We start from the raw sequence: 21,827 nt of genomic DNA, 5'->3' as shown, positions 1-21,827 counted from the left end.
AAACTTTAAATGGTATTAGTAATATGTTTTAATTCGCATGACAATGGTGTGTTGTTGTACCATTTGTTATTAAATTTGCTAAAACAATAAGAGTACAGTGCCTCTAAATGAGGATACACACACCAAACATTGCAGTGTTTTTAAAATTAAAACGGCATAACCATTGTAAAAATTACAAAAAAAAACGCTTATAACCGATATTTAAAATCTTGTTATAAGCGTTTTTTGTGGCTATAATAAATTACCGTTAACGAATATTAAATTAAGTCATCATTTTTTTCGATTTTTTTATAATCTCCCGAAGCAGTAATTTGAGCAATTTGTACAATTACTTCCATTGCTTTTTGCATACTTTCTACAGGAACATATTCGTATTTTCCATGAAAATTGTGTCCGCCAGCAAAAATATTAGGACATGGTAATCCTTTGTATGATAATTGGCAACCGTCGGTGCCACCACGAATAGGTTTTATAAGTGGTTTTATGCCTAAGTTTTTCATCGCTTTTTCGGCAATATCTATGATATGAAATACGGGAACTACTTTTTCTTTCATATTGTAATATTGGTCATTTAATACAGTAATTACGATATCTTCTCCAAACTGTTTGGCATATTTCTTATTCATTTTTTTGGTAATTTTATGAATAAGCTCTTTGCGTTTTTTAAATTTTCTGGCATCATGATCACGAATAATGAGTTCTAGCTGTGTTTCTTCGATGCTTCCAGAAAGTTGTGTTACATGAAAGAAGCCTTTGTAACCTTTTGTTTTTTGTGGTATTTCGTCTTTTGGTAATTCGTTAATAAATTCGTTTGCTAATAGCATCGAGTTTATCATTTTTCCTTTAGCATAACCTGGGTGTACACTTTTTCCTTTAAAAATTATTTTGGCACCAGCGGCATTAAAATTTTCATATTCTAATTCGCCAATCTGACTTCCGTCCATGGTGTAGGCCCAGTCGCATGCAAATTTTTGTACATCAAAATGGTGTGCGCCACGGCCTATTTCTTCGTCTGGTGTAAAACCTACTCGAATTTTTCCGTGTTTAATTTCTGGGTTTTTAATAAGGAATTCCATTGCCGAAACAATTTCGGTAATTCCTGCTTTATCATCGGCACCAAGTAGTGTTGTACCATCGGTAGTGATTAGCGTTTGTCCTTTGTATTGTAATAAATCTTTGAAATATTTTGGCGAAAGCACGATGTTTTTTTCTGCATTTAATACGATATCGTTGCCATCATAATTTTTTATAATTTGTGGTTTTACGTCTTTTCCTGTAAAATCTGGAGTAGTATCAAAATGAGATACAAAACCAATGGTAGGAACCTCGTGAGAAACATTACTAGGCAAAGTTGCCATGATATAAGCTTTGTCATCTATAGTTACATCTTGCATGCCAATGGCTTTTAGTTCTTCGACTAATTTGTTAGCCAAATCCCATTGTTTTGCGGTGCTTGGTGTGGTTTCTGAATTTGGATCAGATTCGGTATCTATGGTTACGTAGCTTATAAAACGGTCTATAATGTGTTGCATGATATTTTTTTTAATGAGGGTCAAATATAAGATTTATTTAGGAAAAGAGAAATTCTTTTGTTTGGTAAAATGTAGCTTGAATTACAGTAATTTACAGGAATTATTCTATTTTTTTTGAACCATATAAGTCATATAAGTTCATTTAGTTGATTTATATGTATGAATGTTATGATCCGTTGTTGTAGCGATTGTATGCTGGCTATTTTATTTCACATTTAAAGTTGGATTCTTGTTATTCCATATTTCTTTTAATATTTTTTGATTTTCTAATTTTGATAAAAAATATTTTAATTCCTTGTGGATATTTTTTGGTAATTTTTTATTGTGTTTGATTTCAAATATTTCTCCGTCAAAACTAATTTTACAATATAAGTCATCTTGTTTATTATCAAAATGGAAATGAGGTTTTTTATTAATAAAGTGGTCATTTCCATAGATATTGAATTTATAGCCGAATTTTGATTTCCATTCTTTTAATATTTCAAACTCAGAATAAAAATAATTATTATCTATTTTTTCCTGTTTATTGCCTTTACTTATTTGAAATAATATTTCATCGAAACGTTTTTCTAATAAGTCATCATTGTTTACTTGTATTGGATCAGTTTCTTCATTAATTTCATATTCTTGGGGATATTGAAAAACACCCTCTAAACTTAGTCCGTTAATTTTGCCTTCTTTTATCATTTTCCACACAGCGTCGTTTTCTACAGTGTATTCAACTATCCAAGTTCCAATTGGTAGTTTTAAAAATTCTTTAGGTAATTTTTTTTTATTTTCGTTATTTATAAGAAAAGATTTGGTCAATGTTAAACCAAATGTTTCCTCATTGTGATTTATACTAATTAGATTTTCACATTCTTTTTTATGAAAGTCATTTTTTATTTGTTCAATTGTTTCTTTAGAGAAATAAACTTGATGGATTTCATTTATTATATTATTAGCATTCCTAATCATTTTTTTATTAGGAATTAATACTGGTGCTAAAATATAATTATTTGTCATTTTATGAAGTTTTGTGGAGTAAGCTAGCGAAAAACCTATATTTTTTTTGCAAATTAGTGTTTCATCTTTGTATTAATAACCTCAATTATTTTAGAAGTATCTGCTTTATAATCGAACCAAATGGTGTTTTCTGTTCGTTTGAACCAAGTAATTTGGCGTTTTGAGAATCGTCTGGTATTTTTTTTAATTTCTTCGATGGCAAAATTTAAAGTAAAATCAGCATCAAAAAAACTAAATAATTCTCTGTAACCCACCGTTTGGAGTGCGTTTAAATCTTTATTTGGATATAGTTTTTCTGCTTCGGCAAGCAAACCTTCGTTTATCATAATATCAACACGTTGGTTTATTCGGTCGTACATTATTTCTCGGTCGGCTTCTAAACCAATGATAATAGGGGTGAAGTTTCGGGTAATTTTGTCTTTGTTTAGGAACGAAGAATAGGGTTTTCCTGTTCCTAGGCAAACTTCTACAAAGCGCATCATACGTTGTGGGTTTTGTAAGGTTTGTGGGTTTTGGGAAAGGATTTTGGAGTAATATTCGGTGTCTAATTCTTGGAGTTTTTGTTGTAAATATTGAATACCATTTTCGTCATATTGTTCTTGAATTTTTTCACGAATTTCAGGTTTTATATTAGGAAAACTATCAAAACCTTTTAAGACGGCATCTGCATATAATCCTGAGCCACCAACCATGATTTGAATATTGTTTTTGCTAAAAAGTTCGTCGAGTTTTGTAATGGCTTCTTTCTCGAAATCTCCAACGGTATATTCTTCAAAAATCGATTTGTTTTGGATAAAATGATGCGTAGCCTGACTTAATTCTTCATCGCTTGGAACAGCAGTTCCTATTCGCATTTCTTTAAAAAACTGTCGGCTGTCGCAGGAAATAATGTCGCAATTATATTGTTTTGCTAATGCAATGCTTAAGCTGGTTTTTCCTATGGCTGTTGGTCCGATTATGGTTATTAAATAATTCATGAATTAGTAGATTGTTTATTTTTTTAGCCCTGATAGTAGCGGAAATCCTTTTTCTGGCTCTTTTAGCAAGGAAAAGATTGTAACGAATTGCTTCGCCAGTTCGCTCTTTCGGGCTCGGGTGTAGGAATAGCTCCTAAAAAAATTAAAATTTCATGATTTTCATCACTTTGTTTTTACGTAAATAGCCTTGTATGATATTTCGGGTGTCACGGTTGTTGGGCATTGGTGTAATGAGGTTTTTTAGTATTTGTATATTGCTAATTTGATAATTTAAATCGAAAAAAGCATAGCCTTTATATACACCATTTTCTATGAGAACAGCACTGTGTTCTCTGGTGGTTCTACCGCTGTCTATAATGATGATGCTTTGGTTTTCGAGGGTGCTTTTTGTAATAAATTCTTGCACTCGTTTGTTGTATTCTTGGGGCGTAATTTTGCCTATACAAGCGCCATCGCATTCGTTTATTTTTTGCTGAAAACAGTGAGTTTTTGTTTCGTATAAACCAGTTAATTTTTGGCACAAATTGTATTGTGATGTTATTCTGAATAAATTATTTTTTCCTTCCTGAAGGCTTGTGTAGGCTGTGATTTCTTTTTTTCGACCGTCGAATTTTTGTAATTTTAGATTCAAATACCCATTGGCATCTTTTTCGCAATATATGGCTACTGGGAAATGGGTTTTAGGCGATATTCTGTTATAAATAGGTCGGTTTCTTTTTATTTCTTCGGTTTCTTTTAGTAGCGCTATGAGTTCGCTTCCAGTTTCTTGGTAAGTAACGGTAAAAACTTCTTGTTGTATTTTTAGGGCACTTTTTGTGATTCCTGTAAAATGCTGGTTTACTCTTTTTTTGATATTTCTGCTTTTGCCAATAAAAATAATAGTTCCGTTTTCTTTGTGAATGTAGTAAACGCCTGTTTTGTTGGGCAGGGATTCGATAATATTTAATAATTTTGGTGCAATTCCTTTGGTAATTTCGGTTTTAATTTGCTCTTTTACAATGATTTTTTCCAAATCTTTGTCTAACAGCATTTTAAATAATTTGACTGTTGCTAGTGCATCTCCTTCGGCACGATGTCTGTTAGTCATTGGGATTCCTAGTGCTCGAACTAATTTTCCTAAGCTATATGAGGGTTGTTCTGGAATTAGTATTTTAGCTAGTTCGACTGTGCATAGCGTTTTTGCTTGAAAATCGTAACCTAGACGGCTAAATTCTGTGCGAAGAATTCGGTAATCGAAAACGGTATTGTGTGCAACAATTATACAATCTTTTGTGATTTCTACAATGCGTTTGGCTACTTCGTGAAACTTGGGTGCAGAAACCAACATAGCATTATTTATTCCCGTAAGTTTTACTACAAACGGTTGAATTGGGATTTCAGGATTTACTAAACTAATAAATTGGTCTACTATTTGATGACCATCAAATTTATAGATGGCGATTTCGGTAATTCCTTCTTCATTGAATTGTCCTCCTGTTGTTTCTATGTCTAGTATTGCGTACATTTTCAATTTCAATGTCAATGGAAAAAATCAATATTAAGGGCAATATCAAAAAATAATTTCAAAATATTAAAAATTGAATTTTTGTCATTGATATTGTCATTGATATTGAATATCATTGTTTGTTTATAATCATTTTTGAAGCTATTGCAATCAATTCCTCTGTTTCATTTAACATTAATATTCTTTGATTTTCATCTCCTTCTTTTATATAATTTAAAATTTTTAGCGAGTTTCTAGATTCTTTTAATTCTTTTACAACCACCGAAACTTTAATAATAAAATCTTTATCTGTAATTGTTCCTTGTGCTTCTCCAAAATTAAAAGAGGAACTTCCGGAAGATCTAATTATTTGATTTTTATAATATTCATTTTCATACGATTTATTCAAACTTCTTGTAAATAAAATACATTCACCAGCAAAACGGACTAATCTATCTTCAAAATTAAATATCTTTTCATTGAAAATATTATTTTTCTCCATTTCTATTATGTTTTTTTGATTTTTGCAATTGATTATCTTCCTCCAAAGATACTACTTCCTATTCGAACCATCGTGCTTCCAGATTCGATTGCGAGTTTGTAGTCACCAGACATTCCCATAGAAAGAATTGATAATTGACAATTGACAATTGATGATGATTTAGAATTATCGAAAATAGATTTCAAATGTGTGAATTCTTTCTTTATTTGGTTCTGATTTTCGGTAAATGTTGCCATACCCATGAGTCCCACAATTTTTATATTTTGAAATGATTTGAATTCGGTTGATGCTAATAATTCGTTCAGCTCTTTTTCGTCTAAACCAAATTTTGTTTCTTCTTTGGCAATGTATATTTGAAGTAAACAGGCAATAATTCGGTCATATTTTTTAGCTTGTTTGTTTATTTCTTCTAATAATTTTAGGCTGTCAACTCCATGAATTAAACTTACATATTCTGCCATAAATTTTACTTTATTGGTTTGTACATGTCCTATCATGTGCCATTGAATATCTTTTGGCATCACTTCCCATTTTTGGGTCATTTCTTGAATTTTGTTTTCTCCAAAAATGCGCTGACCTGCTTGGTAAGCTTCCATCAAATCAGAAATTGGCTTGGTTTTAGAAACTGCAACAAGCGTTACACTTTCTGGAATTGAGGCTTTTATTTTATTTAGATTTTGAGCTATCGACATAATTATTTTTCTTTTTTTTGCCACAAATTTAAGAAATTAGGAAATTTTTCTAATTTCTTAAACCTGTGTACAACTTGTTTTATTTTACAACTCATAAATTACCAAGCCACTTCTAAACTTGGGTTCTATGTATGTGCTTTTGGGTGGCATGATTAAATTGTTGTCTGCTAAAGTCTTTATTTCGGAAATATCCGAAGGGTAAAGCATAAAACCAACTTTAAATTCTCCTTCATCTATTAAATCTTTGATTGCCGAAACCGATTGTTTTCCTGGAATATAATCGATGCGTTCGTCATTTCTCAAATCCTCTAAACCCAAAAGCGGATGCAAAATGGTGTCGTACAAAATTTGTGCATCTAAATTTTTAAGAATTTTTTTTTTGTTATTGAAATTTTCGTTTATTTCTCCTTTGTAAAATAAAGCATAAAAATTTCCATCTAGATACATTCCAAATTCATGCTTATTTTTTGGTTTCCATAACTCCTGATTTTTGTTTTCGATGTTAAAATGCTGAGCGATTTTTGCAATAAAACCCTCTTTAGTAAAACCGTTCAAATCTCTAATAATTCTGTTAAATTCGTGTATTTTTAGGTTGCTTTCGGCAATGAGGAAACTCATAAAATGATTTATATTTTCATTTTTTGTATCCTTCTTTTCCTCTGCTAATAATTCGGCAGCAGCAGAGCGATGGTGTCCGTCGGCAATATACAGAGCGGGTATTTTTTCGAAATGATTTTGTAACCAGTCTATTTCGTTTTGCGCATCAATTTTCCAAAGTCTGTGTTTTTCTTTTTTGGTTGTCGCAAACTCGTAAAGCGGTTTCTTTTTTTTATGTGAATTGATATAATTGTTTATTTCGACATTATCGGGATAAGTTATTAGAACAGGTTCTGCATTAAAATCGGTATGTTTCATGTAATCTTTTATCAGTTCTACTCGAAACTGTAAAGTATCTTCATGTTTTTTAATTACATTACTTTTGTAATCTTCTACAGAAGTTCCTGCAATGATTCCCGAAAATATATCTGATTTTGTTTGAATTTCGTACAAATACAAAACGGGTATTTCTTCCTTAATTAATATTTCTTCGTCTTTAAAATCTTGGTATTTATGCGCCACACTTTTAAAACGTTTGTCGATCGTTATTTTCTGAGCATTGGCAAACGCAGGATGTATAACATGCAAAAAGGAGTACGGATTATAACTTAACCAAGCAGCTAGTTCTGCCGAATTATAATCGTCGTAAGTTCTACAAGTTACCAATCCTACCTTGTCGGCAGATGGTCGAACGGCTTTGAATGGAATTATTTTTGCCATTACATTAATTGAAAATTACTCATTGTTAATTAGGAGAATTGTTTTGAAACTTTTTCTGCTTTTTTGCTTTCGGCGTAATCATAAAAACCTTCACCAGATTTTGCGCCTAATTTTCCAGCCATAACCATATTTACCAATAATGGGCAAGGGGCATATTTAGGATTTTTGAAACCGTCGTACAGGACGTTTAGAATGGCCAAACAAACGTCTAGCCCAATAAAATCGGCTAATTGTAATGGTCCCATGGGGTGGCCCATTCCTAGTTTCATTACCGTGTCAATTTCTTGTACTCCAGCTACTTTGTTGTATAATGTTTCGATGGCTTCGTTTATCATTGGCATCAAAATTCTATTGGCTACAAAACCTGGATAATCATTTACTTCGGTAGGTGTTTTTCCTAATTTAACAGATAAATCCATGATGATTTTAGTCACTTCGTTTGTGGTGTTGTAGCCACGAATAATTTCGACAAGTTTCATAATAGGCACAGGATTCATAAAGTGCATACCAATTACTCTTTCTGGATGCACCACCGAGGCGGCTATTTGTGTAATTGAAATAGAAGACGTATTGGTTGCTAAAATCGTATTATGATCGCAAATTTCACTTAATTGTTTGAAGATATTTAGTTTTAAGGTCAAGTTTTCGGTAGCTGCTTCTACGACTAAATCGCAACCTGTAACGCCATCTTTTATATCTGTATAAGTGATAATGTTTCCAATGGTTTTGTGTTTGTCTTCTTCGGTAATTGTTCCTTTAGCCACCATTCGGTCTAGGTTTGCGGCAATGGTTGCAATACCTTTTTCGAGCGATTTTTCCGAAATATCTATTAGTTTTACTGTAAATCCTGATTGTGCAAAAGTATGTGCAATTCCGTTGCCCATAGTTCCTGCTCCAATTACTGCTATATTTTTCATTATTTAATATTTAAAAATTAAAAAGATTACTTTTCCATGCAATTTATTATCTGATAAGCCACTCGCAAAGCATCTGTTGCTTGTTCTAATGTAACCACTGGAGTTGTATTATTATTGATGGCATCTGCAAAAGAATCTAATTCGTCTAATATAGCATTATTAGGTTCTACCGATGGGTTTTCGTAATAAATTTGCTTTTTTATACCTTCGGCATTTTGCAAAATCATATCGAAATCGCCAGGAGTTTCAGGTGCATCTTTCATTTTTACCACTTCACAAACTTTGTCAAGAAAATCGACAGAAATGTAGGCGTCTTTTTGAAAAAATCTTGATTTTCGCATGTTTTTCATCGAAATTCTGCTCGCAGTAATATTAGCAACACAACCATTTTCGAAGGCAATGCGTGCATTGGCAATATCTGGCGAATCACTAATGACCGAAACACCGCTTGCTGATATGTTTTTTACTTTCGAGTTTACAACACTTAAAATAGCATCTATATCATGAATCATCAAATCTAATACCACAGGAACATCGGTTCCACGAGGATTAAACTCTGCTAAACGATGGGTTTCGATAAACATTGGATTTTTTATTTGATCCTTAACAGCTTTAAAAGCAGGATTAAAACGTTCTACATGTCCTACTTGTCCTTTTATATTGTATTCTTTAGCTAATGCAATAATTTCTTCAGCTTCTTCGACAGTGGTAGAAATGGGTTTTTCAATAAATACATGTTTGCCAGATTTTATGGCAACTTTAGCACATTTGTAATGCGAAAGGGTAGGAGTAACAATATCAATCACATCGACAGCGTGAATTAATTTTGCAATAGTATCAAATTGTTTGTAACCAAATTCAGCGGCTATTTTAGCCCCGTTTTCTTGATTTTCGTCATAAAAACCAACTAATTCATATTTTTCAGATTGTTGTAGCAATCGTAAATGTATTTTTCCGAGATGACCAGCACCTAAAACGCCAACTTTTAACATAAAAATGTATTTTGAACAAAAATAGGAATTAATTGATAATTGGTTATTGATAATTGATAATTTGTTTTCTAAATTTACAAAAAATAATACCCCAAAAATTGAAAGATACACCAAAACATCAAGGACTTCGTAATCAGTTAGTAACCGTTTTGCAACAAAAAGGAATTACTAATAAAAACATATTGGAAGCGATTAGTAAAATACCAAGACATCTTTTTTTAAATTCTAGTTTTGAAGATTATGCTTACCAAGACTTGGCTTTTCCTATAGGAGCAGGGCAAACTATTTCGCAACCTTATACTGTGGCATTTCAGACAGAATTGTTGGAGGTAAAAAAAGGAGACAAGGTTTTAGAAATAGGAACAGGTTCTGGCTATCAAACTGCAGTTTTGTGCATGGTAGGTGCCGTAGTATATAGTGTAGAACGCCAGAATGAATTGTTTAAAAAAACATCATTATTATTGCCAAAATTAGGAATTAGAGCCAAACACTTATCTTTTGGCGACGGATATAAAGGATTACCAAATTATGCACCGTTTGATAGTATTATTGTAACTGCTGGTGCGCCAGAAATCCCAAAAGCACTAATGGCACAGCTAAAAATTGGTGGAAAGCTCGTAATTCCTGTTGGCGAAAACAGTCAGATTATGACATTGATTATTAGAAAGGACGAAACCCAATTTGAGAAGCATGAGTTTGGAGATTTTAAATTTGTGCCACTCTTGGAAGATAAAAACTAAGTTTAGTAAACTTGGTTTCTAACACAAAATGGCCCCTTTTTAATAAGGTTCGAAAATAGTTAAAACAGCGCTGTATTATTAAATAAAATTTTTTAGGACTTCATTGCAACAGGAATCTTATTTTTAAATGGGTTGGGCTTTAATACCAATCTGTTTTTTTTTTATTTTTAAAGTAAGGTAAAGCAAGAAAAAATCTAGAGATAGAAACCAAATCTTGTGCTTCTAACTTTAGTATTTATTTTGTAAATTTGCACTCTAAAAATAAAAATTACAACAATGGAAAACGGAATATACGCTAAATTTAATACGGCTAAAGGTAGTGTTTTAGTAAAATTGACACATGATTTAACACCAGGAACGGTAGGTAATTTTGTCGCACTTGCTGAAGGGAACCTAGAAAATAAAGTAAAACCACAAGGAACACCGTATTATGACGGACTAACCTTTCACCGTGTTATTCCAGATTTTATGATACAAGGTGGTTGTCCTCAAGGTACAGGAACTGGAGATGGAGGATATAAATTTGATGATGAGTTTCATCCAAGTTTGAAGCATGACAGGCCAGGTATTTTGAGTATGGCAAATGCTGGGCCAGGAACTAACGGAACACAATTTTTTATTACTCACGTACCAACAAGTTGGTTAGACGGAAAACACACTGTTTTTGGTCACGTTATAGAAGGTCAAGATGTGGTAAATGCAGTTGAAGGAAATGATGTTTTAAAGACTTTAGAAATTGTTAGAGTTGGTGAAGAAGCTCAGAAATGGAACGCCGTAGAAGCTTTTAGAACTTTTGAAGGTTCTCGTGCAAAACGTGAAGCTGCAGAAAAAGCTGAAGCTGAAGCAAAAATGGAACAATTAGCTGCTGGTTTTGATAAAACAGAAAGCGGTTTGCGTTATAAAATGATTCAGAAAGGTTCTGGTAAAAAAGCAGAAAATGGTAAAACAGTTTCGGTACATTATGAAGGATCTTTAGAGTCTGGAAAGGTTTTTGACTCTTCTTACCCACGCAAAAAACCTATCGATTTCAAATTAGGTCAAGGTCAAGTTATTGAAGGCTGGGACGAGGGTATTGCTTTGTTGCAAGTAGGAGACAAAGCGCGTTTTGTGATTCCTTCTCATTTAGCTTACGGTTCTAGAGGTGCTGGTGGTGCTATCCCGCCAAATGCTACTTTGATTTTTGATGTAGAATTGATGGATGTAAAATAATATTTCTATAGAAATAAATACTTCCTAAAATAACAATACCCCTAAAAAGTTAAACGCTATTTAGGGGTATTTTTATAGGTCATGATTTGTTTTAATACCGTTTTTTACAGATTTTCCGCATAAACGATAAAACCAATTCTGGTTTCCATAAGGCTATGTTTTGCTATAAATAAATTAAAAAATCTTCATAAAGCACAATAAATTTTATGATTTTATGTTGTTAAAAACAAACAAACAAATTGCATTAATGGGTTATATTAAATACAAATAAAAAGCAAATAAAAAGAAGATTTAATCTTTTATGTTTAGTAATTTTACATTTTTTTAATGTAAAGATAAAGATATAATTTAGGGTATCTTTTTCTTTTAATGCTATTTTTTTGTCTATTGGCAATAATTGTAAGATAAGACAGTTTTATAAATACGACTAGGTGAAGATAATATTGTTAAAAAAACCTTAGAGTACTAGAAATGACAAAAAAATATTTTAGATAAAAAAAGTAAATCTTTTATCTAAAATAAAATAACACAATAACTATTAGTTTTTTATTCCTTAACAAAATACAATGAATAATAATAAAAAGGTACTAATTTTAGTACTGTCTGTGAGTTTTATTTACGGGATATGTTCTTTTTTTAATAGCTTTTTAATAGGCTATTTTCCTAGCTTTAAAAATGTTAATTTAATTGCGGACATAACAAAAGAAATACCTAAAAAAGCAAAAAACAAGAATCTCGAACAAAAAAAGTTACCCTTATTAGCCAGTACCGCTTATACAAATTTTGAGGATTATCTAAAAAAAGATGAATTGATAGATTTTGATAACAATTCGAAATCAGCTACGCTGGGGAATATAGCTGAGAAATTATTGCTTTTGTCTGAAAACAAAAACATCAAAATAAGAATAGCTTGGTTTGGTGATAGCCAAATAGAAGGCGATTTAATTACGCAAGATATTCGCAAAATGTTACAAGCTTATTTTCATAACCACAACGGTGTTGGGTATTTACCAATAAAATCTGTATCGTCTGATTTGCGACAATCTGCCAATATAAAGACATCAGACAATGTAGAGGTGTCTAATTTTAAAAAAGGATCAGCGATTAATAATTTATTTCTTTCGGGTTATCATTTTACTAGTCCAAATTTAACAATCACAGCAAAAGACAACACAAAAAAAGATAGTACCCAGCATTTGCAAAAATGGTTGCTATTTGGTAAAGGAGATTCTATTGCTGTTACTTATAACGGGGCTATAAAAAAATACGCAGCCACCAAAAGTTTTAATAGAGTTTTGATAGACAAACTACCCTCAAATAAAATTTATTTTGAAGTGCAAGCTAATAAAACACCTGTTTATGGTATTAGTTTCGAACCTGAAAAAGGTATTGTATTAGATAATTTTTCGTTTAGAGGTATTACCGGTGTCGAACTAAAAAAAGTGCAAAACCAACTTTTACAACAATTGAATACCGAAGGATATTACGATCTAATTGTTTTTCAATACGGGGTAAATTTAATGTTTAGAGCCAATGATACCGACTATAGTTACTATCAAAAAATTATGAACCCCGTGCTAGATAAGTATAAAAAAAACTTACCTAAATCTAAATTTTTAATGCTAAGTTGTTCTGATAGGGCTTTTAGATATAACAACCAATGGGAAAGTGCCGTAGGAATAGATAGTTTGATAAAAACCCAAGCAAAATTGGCCTTTGATAACAAGATACCTTTTTATAACTTATTTGCTTCGATGGGTGGTCGTGGTACGATGAAAAAGTGGTGCGATACCTTGCCTTCGTTGGCTAATAAAGATTATATTCATTTTAACCATCGAGGGGCAAAAAAAGTAGCTCAAATAATTTTTGATGTTTTGATTAAGGACTTTAAAAAAAGTATCAAATATCAAAAACAGCAAAAAGACAAACAACAAAAAGATAGCATATTTAAAGCCAAAGACCATGAATAGTATTGATTATACTAAAGTTTTACACCAGCTGGTTTACGATCCCAATAACCCTCTCTTATTTAATAGCGGGTTTTTTGTGTATTTTTTCATCATTTTCATTATTTTTTATTATTTATTACGAAAAAAATACATGGCACGAGCCACTTTGCTTAGTGCTTTTTCGCTTTATTTTTTTTACAAAGCTAGTGGTAGCTTTGTAATTCTTGTAGTCGTATCGGCAGTTATTGATTATATATTGTCTATTTGGATTTACCAACAAAGAAATAAAGTTTATAAAAAAACGCTCTTGGTGGTTTGTATTGTTCTAAATCTTGCAGTATTATTTTATTTTAAATACACGAATTTTTTTATAGATATTATTAATCATTTTAGTTTTACCAAACTAGATCCTATACATATATTATTGCCAATAGGAATTTCTTTTTATACATTCGAAAACATAAGTTATGCGGTCGATGTTTATAAAAACGAAATTAAACCCGAAAAAAATATTATCCATTATCTTCTTTTTTTATCCTTTTTTCCAAAATTAGTGATGGGACCTATTGTACGGGCAAAAGATTTTATTCCGCAATTAAAAAAAGAGTATTATGTGAGTAACGAAGATTTTTCGAGAGGTTTTTTCTTAATTGTATCTGGATTATTTAAAAAATTAATTATATCCGATTATATAACCCTTAATCTTGTAGATTATGTGTTTGATGGTCCGCAATTGCATAACGGACTAGAATGTCTTGTGGCAATTTACGGCTACGCAATTGTTATTTATTGCGATTTTAGCGGTTATAGCGATGTAGCAATCGGAATCTCTAAATGGCTAGGCATCACTATTCCTGCCAATTTTAAATCGCCTTATCAAAGTGTTGCCTTAAATGAATTTTGGCGTAGGTGGCACATTTCACTATCCTCTTGGTTAAGAGATTATTTGTACATCCCCCTAGGTGGTAACAAAAATGGAGTTATAAGAACCAATATCAATTTGTTTTTAACGATGCTAATTGGCGGATTTTGGCACGGTGCTAGCTGGAATTTTATTATCTGGGGTGCGCTACACGGAGTGGGTTTAATTATTAATAAAATATGGAATATACTTTTTAAAAAATATATACTCTTACCCAAAATTATAACCAATACAATATATGGTTTACTTACCTTTCATTTTGTATGTTTTTGTTGGATATTTTTTAAGGCACAAAATCTAGAAATAGCCAATACTTTTATATCGCAAATAGCCTATAATTTTACTTTTGAAGGGTATCAGATATTTATAAATAACTATAAATTTCCGTTATTAATGATAGTTTTAGGTTATACATTGCACCTTATGCCCGAGAGTTGGTCCGAAAAATACATAAAGCTACAAACCAAACTGCCGCTAGTTTACCATATTACTATTGTACTATGTTTTATTGCTTTGTATTCGTATTTTAAAAGTTCCGAAAGTGTATTGCCTATTTATTTGCAGTTTTAATATAATTGTTCCATAATTGAGCAAAAGCCTCTACAAATAAAAGCCCCTGCAACTGGTATCCTTTTTTTGAAAAATGTACTAAATCTGGGCGTAGTAGGCTTTTATTTTTCCATTCTACTGCTCCTTTTAATTGGTTAGTTACCGTAAATAAATCCCAGTAAGCAATGTTATTGTTATTGCAAAACTCCTGCATGCAGTTAGATAGTTTTATAAGCATGGCATTTGGCGCTTTTTTTTGGTAATACGATGCGGGAGGAAAGGTAAATAATATGACAGCCTCTGGATTAATTTGTCTTACCTCATTTACGGTGTTTTTTAAATACTCGGTATAAATTTCTGGGGTTAAAGTATAATTTTGTGCCTCATTGGTTCCCATAGAAAAAATATAGCAATCGCCTTTCAAATGATTTAACTGTTTCCAAAACAAGGGTGTTTGATTATAATCAGAAAATTTAGCGCCATTTACGCCTATAGAGTTGTATAAAACACCTTTGTTTTGGGTGTTTTCTAAAACCAAACCTTGTATTTGCACTGCCGAAGTATCTGTAAATTTAAGATTAAAACTACATCTGCTAGTAGTAAAATTAGCAATGGCTGCCAATCCATCGGAGGTGTACTCTGTAAATGGTGAATCATTTACTAAACAATTTTTTTTAGATGAAAATAAGGTAATTTTATTAAAATATTGTGCTATGCTATCTGTTTTTCTAAAGCGAAAATTAATCGAATGGTTTTCTAATTTATTTTCGATGCAAAAACCACTAACCCCACAATGTAAAGTAGTGTCTTTTTTTATAAGTCTATTGCCTTTCCAAAGCGTGCTAGATGAAAATATATAGTCTGAAGGGGTATTGCTATTAGCCAATTGGTACGGAAAAACAAATCCTCTTCCAGCATTACCGTAATATTTCTGCATTTCGGTTCTAATAACCTCGGTCATCATATCGGCCTGTATATGCGAATCACCTATGTGAATAAATGTAACTTTTTGTAAACTATCGCTCTTTAAACGATATAATTTTTGTAACAAAGGCAGCATAGCTTGTTTGTTTTTAATATTATTTTCCTGCTTGTTAATGGTTAAATTTGTCGTTAAAGAATCTAGGTTTTTAGTCATAAATAGCGTCATATCTTGGGCATTGGCAACTGTAGATAAAACAAGTAATAGAACCACTGAAAAATATTTACTAATCATATTATATTTTGAATAACGTTTTTTTGGCATAGCTTTTGTGTATCAAATGTAGTTTTTATTGTCTAAATTTACCAATGGTTATGCTTTTATTTAACTAAGACATTTAATATTATTCTAAAACCCATCGATATGAAGAGATTTAAGATTTATTTTTTTATAGTTACCCTGTTGCTTATTAGTAATGCTAATTATGCAACGTCAGTTATTCCTAATAACCATTTTTATATAGAGCAATATAAAATTTTGGCCGAAAAATTATCAAAAGAGTATAAAATTCCCGCATGTATTATACTAGGAATTGCAATTGTAGAGTCAGCTTCTGGAACAAGTAAAATTGCCCGTAAGTTAAACAATCATTTTGGTTTTGTGGGCAAGAACAATGTTAGCTGGTCTAGGTATAAGCAATATGAGTCTATCGAAGATTCTTACCGCGATTTTTGTAAAAAAATAAGCCAAAAGGCATTTTATTCTAAAATAAAAGACAGTGCTAATTATTTAGAGTGGATTGATAAAATAAGTAAAACAGGCTATTCTACCGCTCCTAAAGCTTGGCGAAAAAAAATTACTACAACCATAGTAAAACACAAGTTGATATAATAATAGGGTGTACAATATATTTTGTATGCCCTATTTTAAAATAAAATATTAGGATAATTAACGGTGCAAACTATTTCCGAAAATCTTATTTTATTGTTAAAATGCCTAATCCTACAATATATGGTATTCTTAGCTTTTTAATATTTGTGAGTTGCTATAAGGATTGTAAATTTTGTTACAAACAAACCCACTTAACTACAAAAATATAAAAAGAGGAAAAATAATTACTAACTGATAAATGCGGTAATTATATTGAAAATTTTTTTATTAATTGCCTTTCTAAAATAAGGGTGATTTTTATGTATTGTGTAATGAAATCATCTAATTTCTTTGTTTTTGCTAGCAGTCTCCATATTACTGTTTAATTTAAATTGTCTTTAACTTATATAAAAACCTCTTGTTTTTTAAGGAGCTATTGTATAAAAATTAAAAATTAGAAAGGAAGACTAAAAATATCTTATTTCCACTTTCCACTTTATCACTTTCCACTTTAATACTTTTTAATTATCTTTGCCGGATATGACACTTATAGCTACCAATAATAATAACAATCAGGAAATTGTAAAAAATGTTTTTACAATGTATCTTGAAAATAAAGGCCATAGAAAAACGCCTGAGCGCTACGCAATTCTTCAAGAAATATATGATAGCGAAGAGCATTTTGATATAGAGAATTTGTATATCAAAATGAAAAATAAAAACTATCGTGTATCTCGTGCTACACTTTATAATACTATAGAGCTACTGTTAGATTGCGCACTAGTGCGAAAGCATCAGTTTGGGCAAAACCAAGCACATTACGAAAAATCATATTTCGACAAGCAGCACGATCATATTATTATGATAGATTCTGGCGAAGTAATAGAATTTTGCGATCCTAGAATTCAGACTATAAAGAAAACTATGGAAGAAATTTTTGGGATAGAAATAGTAAACCATTCACTTTATTTCTACGCAAATAAAAAAGCTTAAATAAAAAAACAATACAAAACTAACTACACACACCCGAGGCAAAGCAGCAATGGAGCGCAACGGAATTAAACAACAACACGATGACAGTAGATTTATTACTAGGGTTACAATGGGGAGATGAAGGAAAAGGAAAAATTGTTGATGTATTAACCTCAAAATATGATATAATTGCTCGTTTTCAAGGAGGGCCAAACGCTGGTCATACTTTAGAATTTGACGGAATAAAACATGTTTTAAGAACAATTCCTTCTGGGATTTTTCATAAAAATAATATCAATATCATTGGAAACGGAGTGGTTATCGATCCAGTAGTTTTTAAAACTGAAGTTGATGGATTGGCAAAATTTAATTTAGATTTAAAATCAAAATTAATTATTTCTAGAAAAGCCCATCTTATTCTTCCTACACACAGACTTTTAGATGCAGCCTCTGAAGCATCGAAAGGAAAAGCGAAAATTGGTTCTACATTAAAAGGAATTGGTCCGACTTATATGGACAAAACGGGGCGTAACGGAATTCGTGTTGGCGATATCGAACTAGTCGATTTTAAAGAAAAATATCGTGCTTTAGCAAACAAGCATGAGGAAATGATAAAATTTTATGATGTTTCAATTCAGTATAATTTAGCTGAATTAGAAAAAGAATTTTTTGAAGCAATCGAAGACTTGAAAAAATTAGACTTTATCGATTCTGAAGAATATTTGCATCAAGCACAAAAAGCAGGTAAATCTATCCTTTGCGAAGGCGCTCAAGGCTCACTATTAGATGTCGATTTTGGTACTTACCCATTTGTCACTTCATCAAATACAACAGCCGCAGGTGCTTGTACAGGTTTAGGAATTGCACCAAATAAAATAAAAGAAGTGTACGGAATTTTTAAAGCATACACTACTCGTGTAGGAAGTGGCCCATTCCCAACAGAAGATTTTGAAGATGCAGGAACAACAATGGCAAAAGTGGGTAACGAATTTGGTTCTGTTACTGGTCGTCAGCGTCGTTGCGGTTGGTTAGATTTAGTTGCCCTTAAATATGCCGTGCAAATAAATGGGGTAACACAACTAATGATGATGAAAGGTGATGTTCTTTCTGGTTTTGAAACCTTAAAAGTATGTACCTCTTACAAATATAAAGGGCAGGAAATAGCTCACTTGCCATACAATATAGAACCCGAAAACATAGAGCCTGTATATACCGAATTTAAAGGATGGAAAGCTGATTTGACAGGTATGAGTTCCTATGACGAATTGCCTAAAGAACTTAAAGATTATATCGATTTTATCGAAAAAGAAGTTGAAGTTCCTATAAAAATTGTTTCTGTTGGACCAGATAGAAAACAAACAATTACTAAATAATTTATATAAAAAAAAAACGCTTTGATTTCTCAAAGCGTTTTTTTTTATAGGTAAAAGTTGTAAAAATTATTTCTTTACTTTTAAACTAGGTTTTTTATGGCCGTTTATAGTATCGGCGTTCATCTGGCGGACTAATTTTCCTTTTTCAAAATAGTTCCAAATGCCATTTTTCTTATCTTCCTTAAACTGACCCGAAATTACTACTTTCCCAGATCCTTCATAAACTTTGTATGGTCCTTGCAAAACATTTTTTGAAAAAGTAGATTCTTCAACTAATTTTCCTTCTTTAGAATATTTTTTAGAAATTCCTTCTTTAAGATTATTTTTATATGAAATTTCTTCTGCTAGCTTCCCGTTTGGATAAAAAACTTTTCGAGATCCCTCTAGTTTATCTTTTATGTAATTTTCAGTTGTCATGACTGTTTTAAGGCCCTTATGGTAATATTTCCAAGGCCCTTCACGGAGTTTGTTATGCATGTTGCCTTCGCTTACTTTGTCTTTGTTTTCATCAAAAAAAATAGTGTAGGCGTTATTTTTATTATCAAAATTACGAGTTGCCATAACTAGTTTTTTGTCGCTATTGGCATAATAAGTAAACAATCCTATTTCTTTTCCGTGGTTAAAATTACCTGTGTATCGTAGTATTTTCGAATCATTGTAAAACCCATTCCATAATCCTTGGCGCAAGCCACCTTCGTCGAAACTATTGGGTGAAACTATTGGGTTTATAGGTTCTGGCTTTGGGGTTTCTATTTTATTAATTTGGGCAAGCACAAATGAGCAATTTGCTAACATTATAAGTGCTATATATTTTTTTATTTTTTTATTCTTCATGATTTTAAAATTTGGCTGTTTTACATTAACTCTAAAAGTTTTTTGTATTATTAATTTGAAATGTATCTGGCAAGCACAGTATCAAAAATAATACCGATTATGATTTATAAAAAAAATCATTCGCCGTAACGAATGATTTTAATTTTTTTATTTGTTTTTGTCTTTTGCTTTTTGTGCTTCAGCTTGTTCCATTACTTCTTGTAATTTTTGTTGAAACTTACCTTTCTTTTTAGGTTCTTTTAGTTTGTTTTCTTGTATTTGAGCGTGAATCTTATCGTTGTCTACAATGTATCGCTTAATTACGAACATGATTCCTATGGTAATCACATTCGAAATTAGTGTGTATAAACTTAATCCTGAACCATAATTATTAAAGAAAATAAGCATCATTATTGGCGATATATACAACATCATTTTCATGATTTTTGCCATATCTGGCATTCCTTCTTGTTGTGGTGCTTGCATTTGTTGGTCTCCAGCTGTCATTTTTGTGTAAAAGAAAATTGCAATAGCTGCTAATAGTGCAAATAAACTGACATGATTTCCGTAAACTGACGAAATAATTGGAATGTGTTGTTTCCAAGATAAAACGGTATCAAAGGAAGATAAATCTTGTGACCATAAGAATCCTTTTTGTCTCAATTCGATTGCCGAAGGGAAAAACTGAAACGAAGCGTACATAAATGGTATTTGTATTAGGGCAGGAATGCAGCCCGCCATTGGGTTTACGCCAGCTTTATTATACAACTTCATTGTTTCTTGTTGTTTTTTCATTGGGTCTTTCGAGAACTTTTCGTTTAGTTCGTTTATTTCAGGACGCAAAACTTTCATTTTTGCCTGAGATAAGAAGGATTTATAAGTAATGGGTGACATTGCAATTTTGATGATTACTGTAAAAACAATAATTGCAATTCCTAAAGAAATATAAGAGCTTAAAAATCCGAATAACGGCATGAAAATAAACATGTTAATCCAGCCAAAAATCCCCCAACCTAGTGGGATAATTTTTTCTAGATTTTTATGGTAATCTTTTAAGAGTTTATAATCTGATGGGCCATAATACCAGTTCATTTTATAATCTACTTCACCATTATTAAAGGCTAAAGGAACATTTGCTTTAAAATGTTTAGTATAAATAGTGTCTCCTTTTTCTTCATCTACTACGTTCGAAGAGTATAATTTTGCTTTTTCAAACGGTGTGTTTGTTAATAATATAGAGGAGAAGAAGTGTTGCTTAAAGGCTACGTAAGTTACTTTGTCTAAAGTTTCTTCTTTGTCTTTTCCTTGTCCTACATTGTTGTGTTTGCCGTCTTCATATTCGTATCTGATGTCTGTAAAACGATTTTCGTTCGAAATGCTTTTTTCGCTACGGTATGATTTTAAATCCCATTCTAAATCTGCTGGTTTTGTTGTGTTTAAAACAGATGCTAATCCTTGCGAATGCACATCAAAATCTAACATATAATCATTAGGTTTTAAAACATATTTGTATTCTAAAAACTGATTTGCGCCAGCTTTCAATTTCATAGAAAGAATTTGATTTGTTCCTACTTTTGTTAGCGTTGGCTCGAAAAATAAATCTTTAGTATTTAATGTTCTGTTGTCTTGGGTTTGAAGTGTAATGTTTAAACCAGCATTATTGTCTTTAATGAGTTGTACTAATTTTCCAGAATCTTTAGAGATTTGTTTGAAGTTTTTTAAAGTCGCTTCGGCGATATAGCCACCTTTATTAGCGATTTTTAAAACTAGCAATTCGTTTTCTAATGTAGTAAATTCAGATTTGGCAGAGGGTAGTGTGGCAGAATAAGCAAAACTACCTAGTGTTGCTTTCATTTTTGCTACTTGAACTGAGTCTGTTGGTAAAATAGTTTTTTGCGAATTTTTTGCTACTTGATTAGCTTCGCTTTTAGTCTTTTCAGTCAGTTCTTGTTTTGCTTTTTTATCAATTTCTGCTTGTGTGGGTTTGTTTTGGTACATAATCCACATCATGATACCAAAAATTAATACAAATCCAATAATCGAATTAAGGTCTAATTTCTTCTTTTCCATCTTTTAAATTTTGCTCTAAGC

General features: G+C 31.5%; 19 protein-coding genes. 7 read left to right on the top strand and 12 right to left on the bottom strand.

What is annotated here, in order from left to right; all coding sequences use genetic code 11:
- Positions 1-257: 257 nt before the first annotated feature.
- The 9 genes from pepT to B0A57_RS08170 form a co-directional block, all read right to left on the bottom strand.
- Positions 258-1,532, bottom strand: a complete 1,275-nt coding sequence (pepT, locus tag B0A57_RS08210) for a peptidase T (protein ID WP_034098704.1) — start codon at positions 1,530-1,532, stop codon at positions 258-260.
- A 204-nt stretch (positions 1,533-1,736) separates the two neighbouring features.
- Entirely contained in the window at positions 1,737-2,537 is an 801-nt protein-coding gene (locus B0A57_RS08205) for an XkdF-like putative serine protease domain-containing protein (protein WP_038466764.1), read from the bottom strand.
- A 53-nt stretch (positions 2,538-2,590) separates the two neighbouring features.
- On the bottom strand, positions 2,591-3,514 hold the full coding sequence (gene miaA / locus B0A57_RS08200) for a tRNA (adenosine(37)-N6)-dimethylallyltransferase MiaA (RefSeq protein WP_034098699.1): 924 nt from the start codon (positions 3,512-3,514) through the stop codon (positions 2,591-2,593).
- 142 nt (positions 3,515-3,656) lie between these two features.
- Positions 3,657-5,018 (bottom strand): exonuclease domain-containing protein, encoded by a 1,362-nt coding sequence (locus B0A57_RS08195; RefSeq protein ID WP_034098698.1) that lies wholly within the window; start codon positions 5,016-5,018, stop codon positions 3,657-3,659.
- A gap of 112 nt (positions 5,019-5,130) precedes the next feature.
- Positions 5,131-5,499 carry a four helix bundle protein gene (locus B0A57_RS08190; RefSeq protein WP_034098696.1) on the bottom strand — a complete coding sequence of 123 codons (369 nt, stop codon included), beginning with the start codon at positions 5,497-5,499 and terminating at the stop codon, positions 5,131-5,133.
- Positions 5,500-5,531: 32 nt separating this feature from the next.
- Positions 5,532-6,191: a YggS family pyridoxal phosphate-dependent enzyme gene (locus B0A57_RS08185; RefSeq protein WP_011964017.1), complete on the bottom strand. Its 660-nt coding sequence runs from the start codon at positions 6,189-6,191 to the stop codon at positions 5,532-5,534.
- Positions 6,192-6,275: 84 nt separating this feature from the next.
- Entirely contained in the window at positions 6,276-7,508 is a 1,233-nt protein-coding gene (locus tag B0A57_RS08180) for a DUF1015 domain-containing protein (RefSeq protein WP_011964016.1), read from the bottom strand.
- Between the two features lie 29 nt (positions 7,509-7,537).
- The gene (locus tag B0A57_RS08175; protein ID WP_034098694.1) at positions 7,538-8,425 is read right to left on the bottom strand and encodes a 3-hydroxyacyl-CoA dehydrogenase family protein; all 888 of its coding nucleotides are present in this window, start codon (positions 8,423-8,425) and stop codon (positions 7,538-7,540) included.
- 26 nt (positions 8,426-8,451) lie between these two features.
- The gene (locus tag B0A57_RS08170; RefSeq protein WP_011964014.1) at positions 8,452-9,417 is read right to left on the bottom strand and encodes a Gfo/Idh/MocA family protein; all 966 of its coding nucleotides are present in this window, start codon (positions 9,415-9,417) and stop codon (positions 8,452-8,454) included.
- Between the two features lie 98 nt (positions 9,418-9,515).
- Here B0A57_RS08170 and B0A57_RS08165 point away from each other — a divergent pair, with 98 nt between their 5' ends.
- The 4 genes from B0A57_RS08165 (at position 9,516) to B0A57_RS08150 (ending at position 14,807) form a co-directional block, all read left to right on the top strand.
- Positions 9,516-10,157 (top strand): protein-L-isoaspartate(D-aspartate) O-methyltransferase, encoded by a 642-nt coding sequence (locus B0A57_RS08165; protein WP_011964013.1) that lies wholly within the window; start codon positions 9,516-9,518, stop codon positions 10,155-10,157.
- 276 nt (positions 10,158-10,433) lie between these two features.
- Positions 10,434-11,366, top strand: coding sequence for a peptidylprolyl isomerase (locus B0A57_RS08160; RefSeq protein WP_034098691.1), 933 nt, complete (start codon positions 10,434-10,436; stop codon positions 11,364-11,366).
- A 566-nt stretch (positions 11,367-11,932) separates the two neighbouring features.
- Positions 11,933-13,336 carry an SGNH/GDSL hydrolase family protein gene (locus B0A57_RS08155; protein WP_011964011.1) on the top strand — a complete coding sequence of 468 codons (1,404 nt, stop codon included), beginning with the start codon at positions 11,933-11,935 and terminating at the stop codon, positions 13,334-13,336.
- Positions 13,329-14,807: an MBOAT family O-acyltransferase gene (locus tag B0A57_RS08150; protein ID WP_034098687.1), complete on the top strand. Its 1,479-nt coding sequence runs from the start codon at positions 13,329-13,331 to the stop codon at positions 14,805-14,807. The genes B0A57_RS08155 and B0A57_RS08150 overlap by 8 nt, the downstream gene beginning before the upstream one ends.
- On the opposite strand, the gene B0A57_RS08145 is transcribed toward B0A57_RS08150, so the two are convergent.
- Positions 14,788-16,032: a GDSL-type esterase/lipase family protein gene (locus tag B0A57_RS08145; RefSeq protein ID WP_034098685.1), complete on the bottom strand. Its 1,245-nt coding sequence runs from the start codon at positions 16,030-16,032 to the stop codon at positions 14,788-14,790. The two genes, B0A57_RS08150 and B0A57_RS08145, sit on opposite strands and share 20 nt — an antisense overlap.
- Before the next feature lie 99 nt (positions 16,033-16,131).
- On the opposite strand from B0A57_RS08145, the gene B0A57_RS08140 reads away from it, so the two are divergent.
- From B0A57_RS08140 to B0A57_RS08130, 3 genes are all read left to right on the top strand, one after another.
- Complete coding sequence (locus B0A57_RS08140) at positions 16,132-16,599, top strand: glucosaminidase domain-containing protein (protein ID WP_011964008.1); 468 nt, start codon at positions 16,132-16,134, stop codon at positions 16,597-16,599.
- 519 nt (positions 16,600-17,118) lie between these two features.
- On the top strand, positions 17,119-17,571 hold the full coding sequence (locus tag B0A57_RS08135; RefSeq protein ID WP_011964007.1) for a Fur family transcriptional regulator: 453 nt from the start codon (positions 17,119-17,121) through the stop codon (positions 17,569-17,571).
- Between the two features lie 80 nt (positions 17,572-17,651).
- Complete coding sequence (locus tag B0A57_RS08130; protein WP_011964006.1) at positions 17,652-18,923, top strand: adenylosuccinate synthase; 1,272 nt, start codon at positions 17,652-17,654, stop codon at positions 18,921-18,923.
- 66 nt (positions 18,924-18,989) lie between these two features.
- Here the strand turns inward: B0A57_RS08130 and B0A57_RS08125 are convergent, their stop codons facing one another.
- Positions 18,990-19,757: a toxin-antitoxin system YwqK family antitoxin gene (locus tag B0A57_RS08125; protein WP_034098683.1), complete on the bottom strand. Its 768-nt coding sequence runs from the start codon at positions 19,755-19,757 to the stop codon at positions 18,990-18,992.
- A 147-nt stretch (positions 19,758-19,904) separates the two neighbouring features.
- On the bottom strand, positions 19,905-21,806 hold the full coding sequence (yidC, locus tag B0A57_RS08120; protein WP_011964004.1) for a membrane protein insertase YidC: 1,902 nt from the start codon (positions 21,804-21,806) through the stop codon (positions 19,905-19,907).
- Positions 21,807-21,827: the final 21 nt, after the last annotated feature.

The sequence above is a fragment of the Flavobacterium psychrophilum DSM 3660 = ATCC 49418 genome, from assembly GCF_002217405.1.
Taxonomy (GTDB): domain Bacteria; phylum Bacteroidota; class Bacteroidia; order Flavobacteriales; family Flavobacteriaceae; genus Flavobacterium; species Flavobacterium psychrophilum.
This window is presented reverse-complemented; position numbering and strand designations above follow the sequence as displayed.

What these genes read in the sequence shown, in the direction of transcription:
- pepT (WP_034098704.1), bottom strand. Translation starts at nt 1,532, where the DNA reads ATGCAACACATTATAGACCGTTTTATAAGCTACGTAACCATAGATACC.
- B0A57_RS08205 (WP_038466764.1), bottom strand. Translation starts at nt 2,537, where the DNA reads ATGACAAATAATTATATTTTAGCACCAGTATTAATTCCTAATAAAAAA.
- miaA (WP_034098699.1), bottom strand. Translation starts at nt 3,514, where the DNA reads ATGAATTATTTAATAACCATAATCGGACCAACAGCCATAGGAAAAACC.
- B0A57_RS08195 (WP_034098698.1), bottom strand. Translation starts at nt 5,018, where the DNA reads ATGTACGCAATACTAGACATAGAAACAACAGGAGGACAATTCAATGAA.
- B0A57_RS08190 (WP_034098696.1), bottom strand. Translation starts at nt 5,499, where the DNA reads ATGGAGAAAAATAATATTTTCAATGAAAAGATATTTAATTTTGAAGAT.
- B0A57_RS08185 (WP_011964017.1), bottom strand. Translation starts at nt 6,191, where the DNA reads ATGTCGATAGCTCAAAATCTAAATAAAATAAAAGCCTCAATTCCAGAA.
- B0A57_RS08180 (WP_011964016.1), bottom strand. Translation starts at nt 7,508, where the DNA reads ATGGCAAAAATAATTCCATTCAAAGCCGTTCGACCATCTGCCGACAAG.
- B0A57_RS08175 (WP_034098694.1), bottom strand. Translation starts at nt 8,425, where the DNA reads ATGAAAAATATAGCAGTAATTGGAGCAGGAACTATGGGCAACGGAATT.
- B0A57_RS08170 (WP_011964014.1), bottom strand. Translation starts at nt 9,417, where the DNA reads ATGTTAAAAGTTGGCGTTTTAGGTGCTGGTCATCTCGGAAAAATACAT.
- B0A57_RS08160 (WP_034098691.1), top strand. Translation starts at nt 10,434, where the DNA reads ATGGAAAACGGAATATACGCTAAATTTAATACGGCTAAAGGTAGTGTT.
- B0A57_RS08155 (WP_011964011.1), top strand. Translation starts at nt 11,933, where the DNA reads ATGAATAATAATAAAAAGGTACTAATTTTAGTACTGTCTGTGAGTTTT.
- B0A57_RS08150 (WP_034098687.1), top strand. Translation starts at nt 13,329, where the DNA reads ATGAATAGTATTGATTATACTAAAGTTTTACACCAGCTGGTTTACGAT.
- B0A57_RS08145 (WP_034098685.1), bottom strand. Translation starts at nt 16,032, where the DNA reads ATGCCAAAAAAACGTTATTCAAAATATAATATGATTAGTAAATATTTT.
- B0A57_RS08140 (WP_011964008.1), top strand. Translation starts at nt 16,132, where the DNA reads ATGAAGAGATTTAAGATTTATTTTTTTATAGTTACCCTGTTGCTTATT.
- B0A57_RS08135 (WP_011964007.1), top strand. Translation starts at nt 17,119, where the DNA reads ATGACACTTATAGCTACCAATAATAATAACAATCAGGAAATTGTAAAA.
- B0A57_RS08130 (WP_011964006.1), top strand. Translation starts at nt 17,652, where the DNA reads ATGACAGTAGATTTATTACTAGGGTTACAATGGGGAGATGAAGGAAAA.
- B0A57_RS08125 (WP_034098683.1), bottom strand. Translation starts at nt 19,757, where the DNA reads ATGAAGAATAAAAAAATAAAAAAATATATAGCACTTATAATGTTAGCA.
- yidC (WP_011964004.1), bottom strand. Translation starts at nt 21,806, where the DNA reads ATGGAAAAGAAGAAATTAGACCTTAATTCGATTATTGGATTTGTATTA.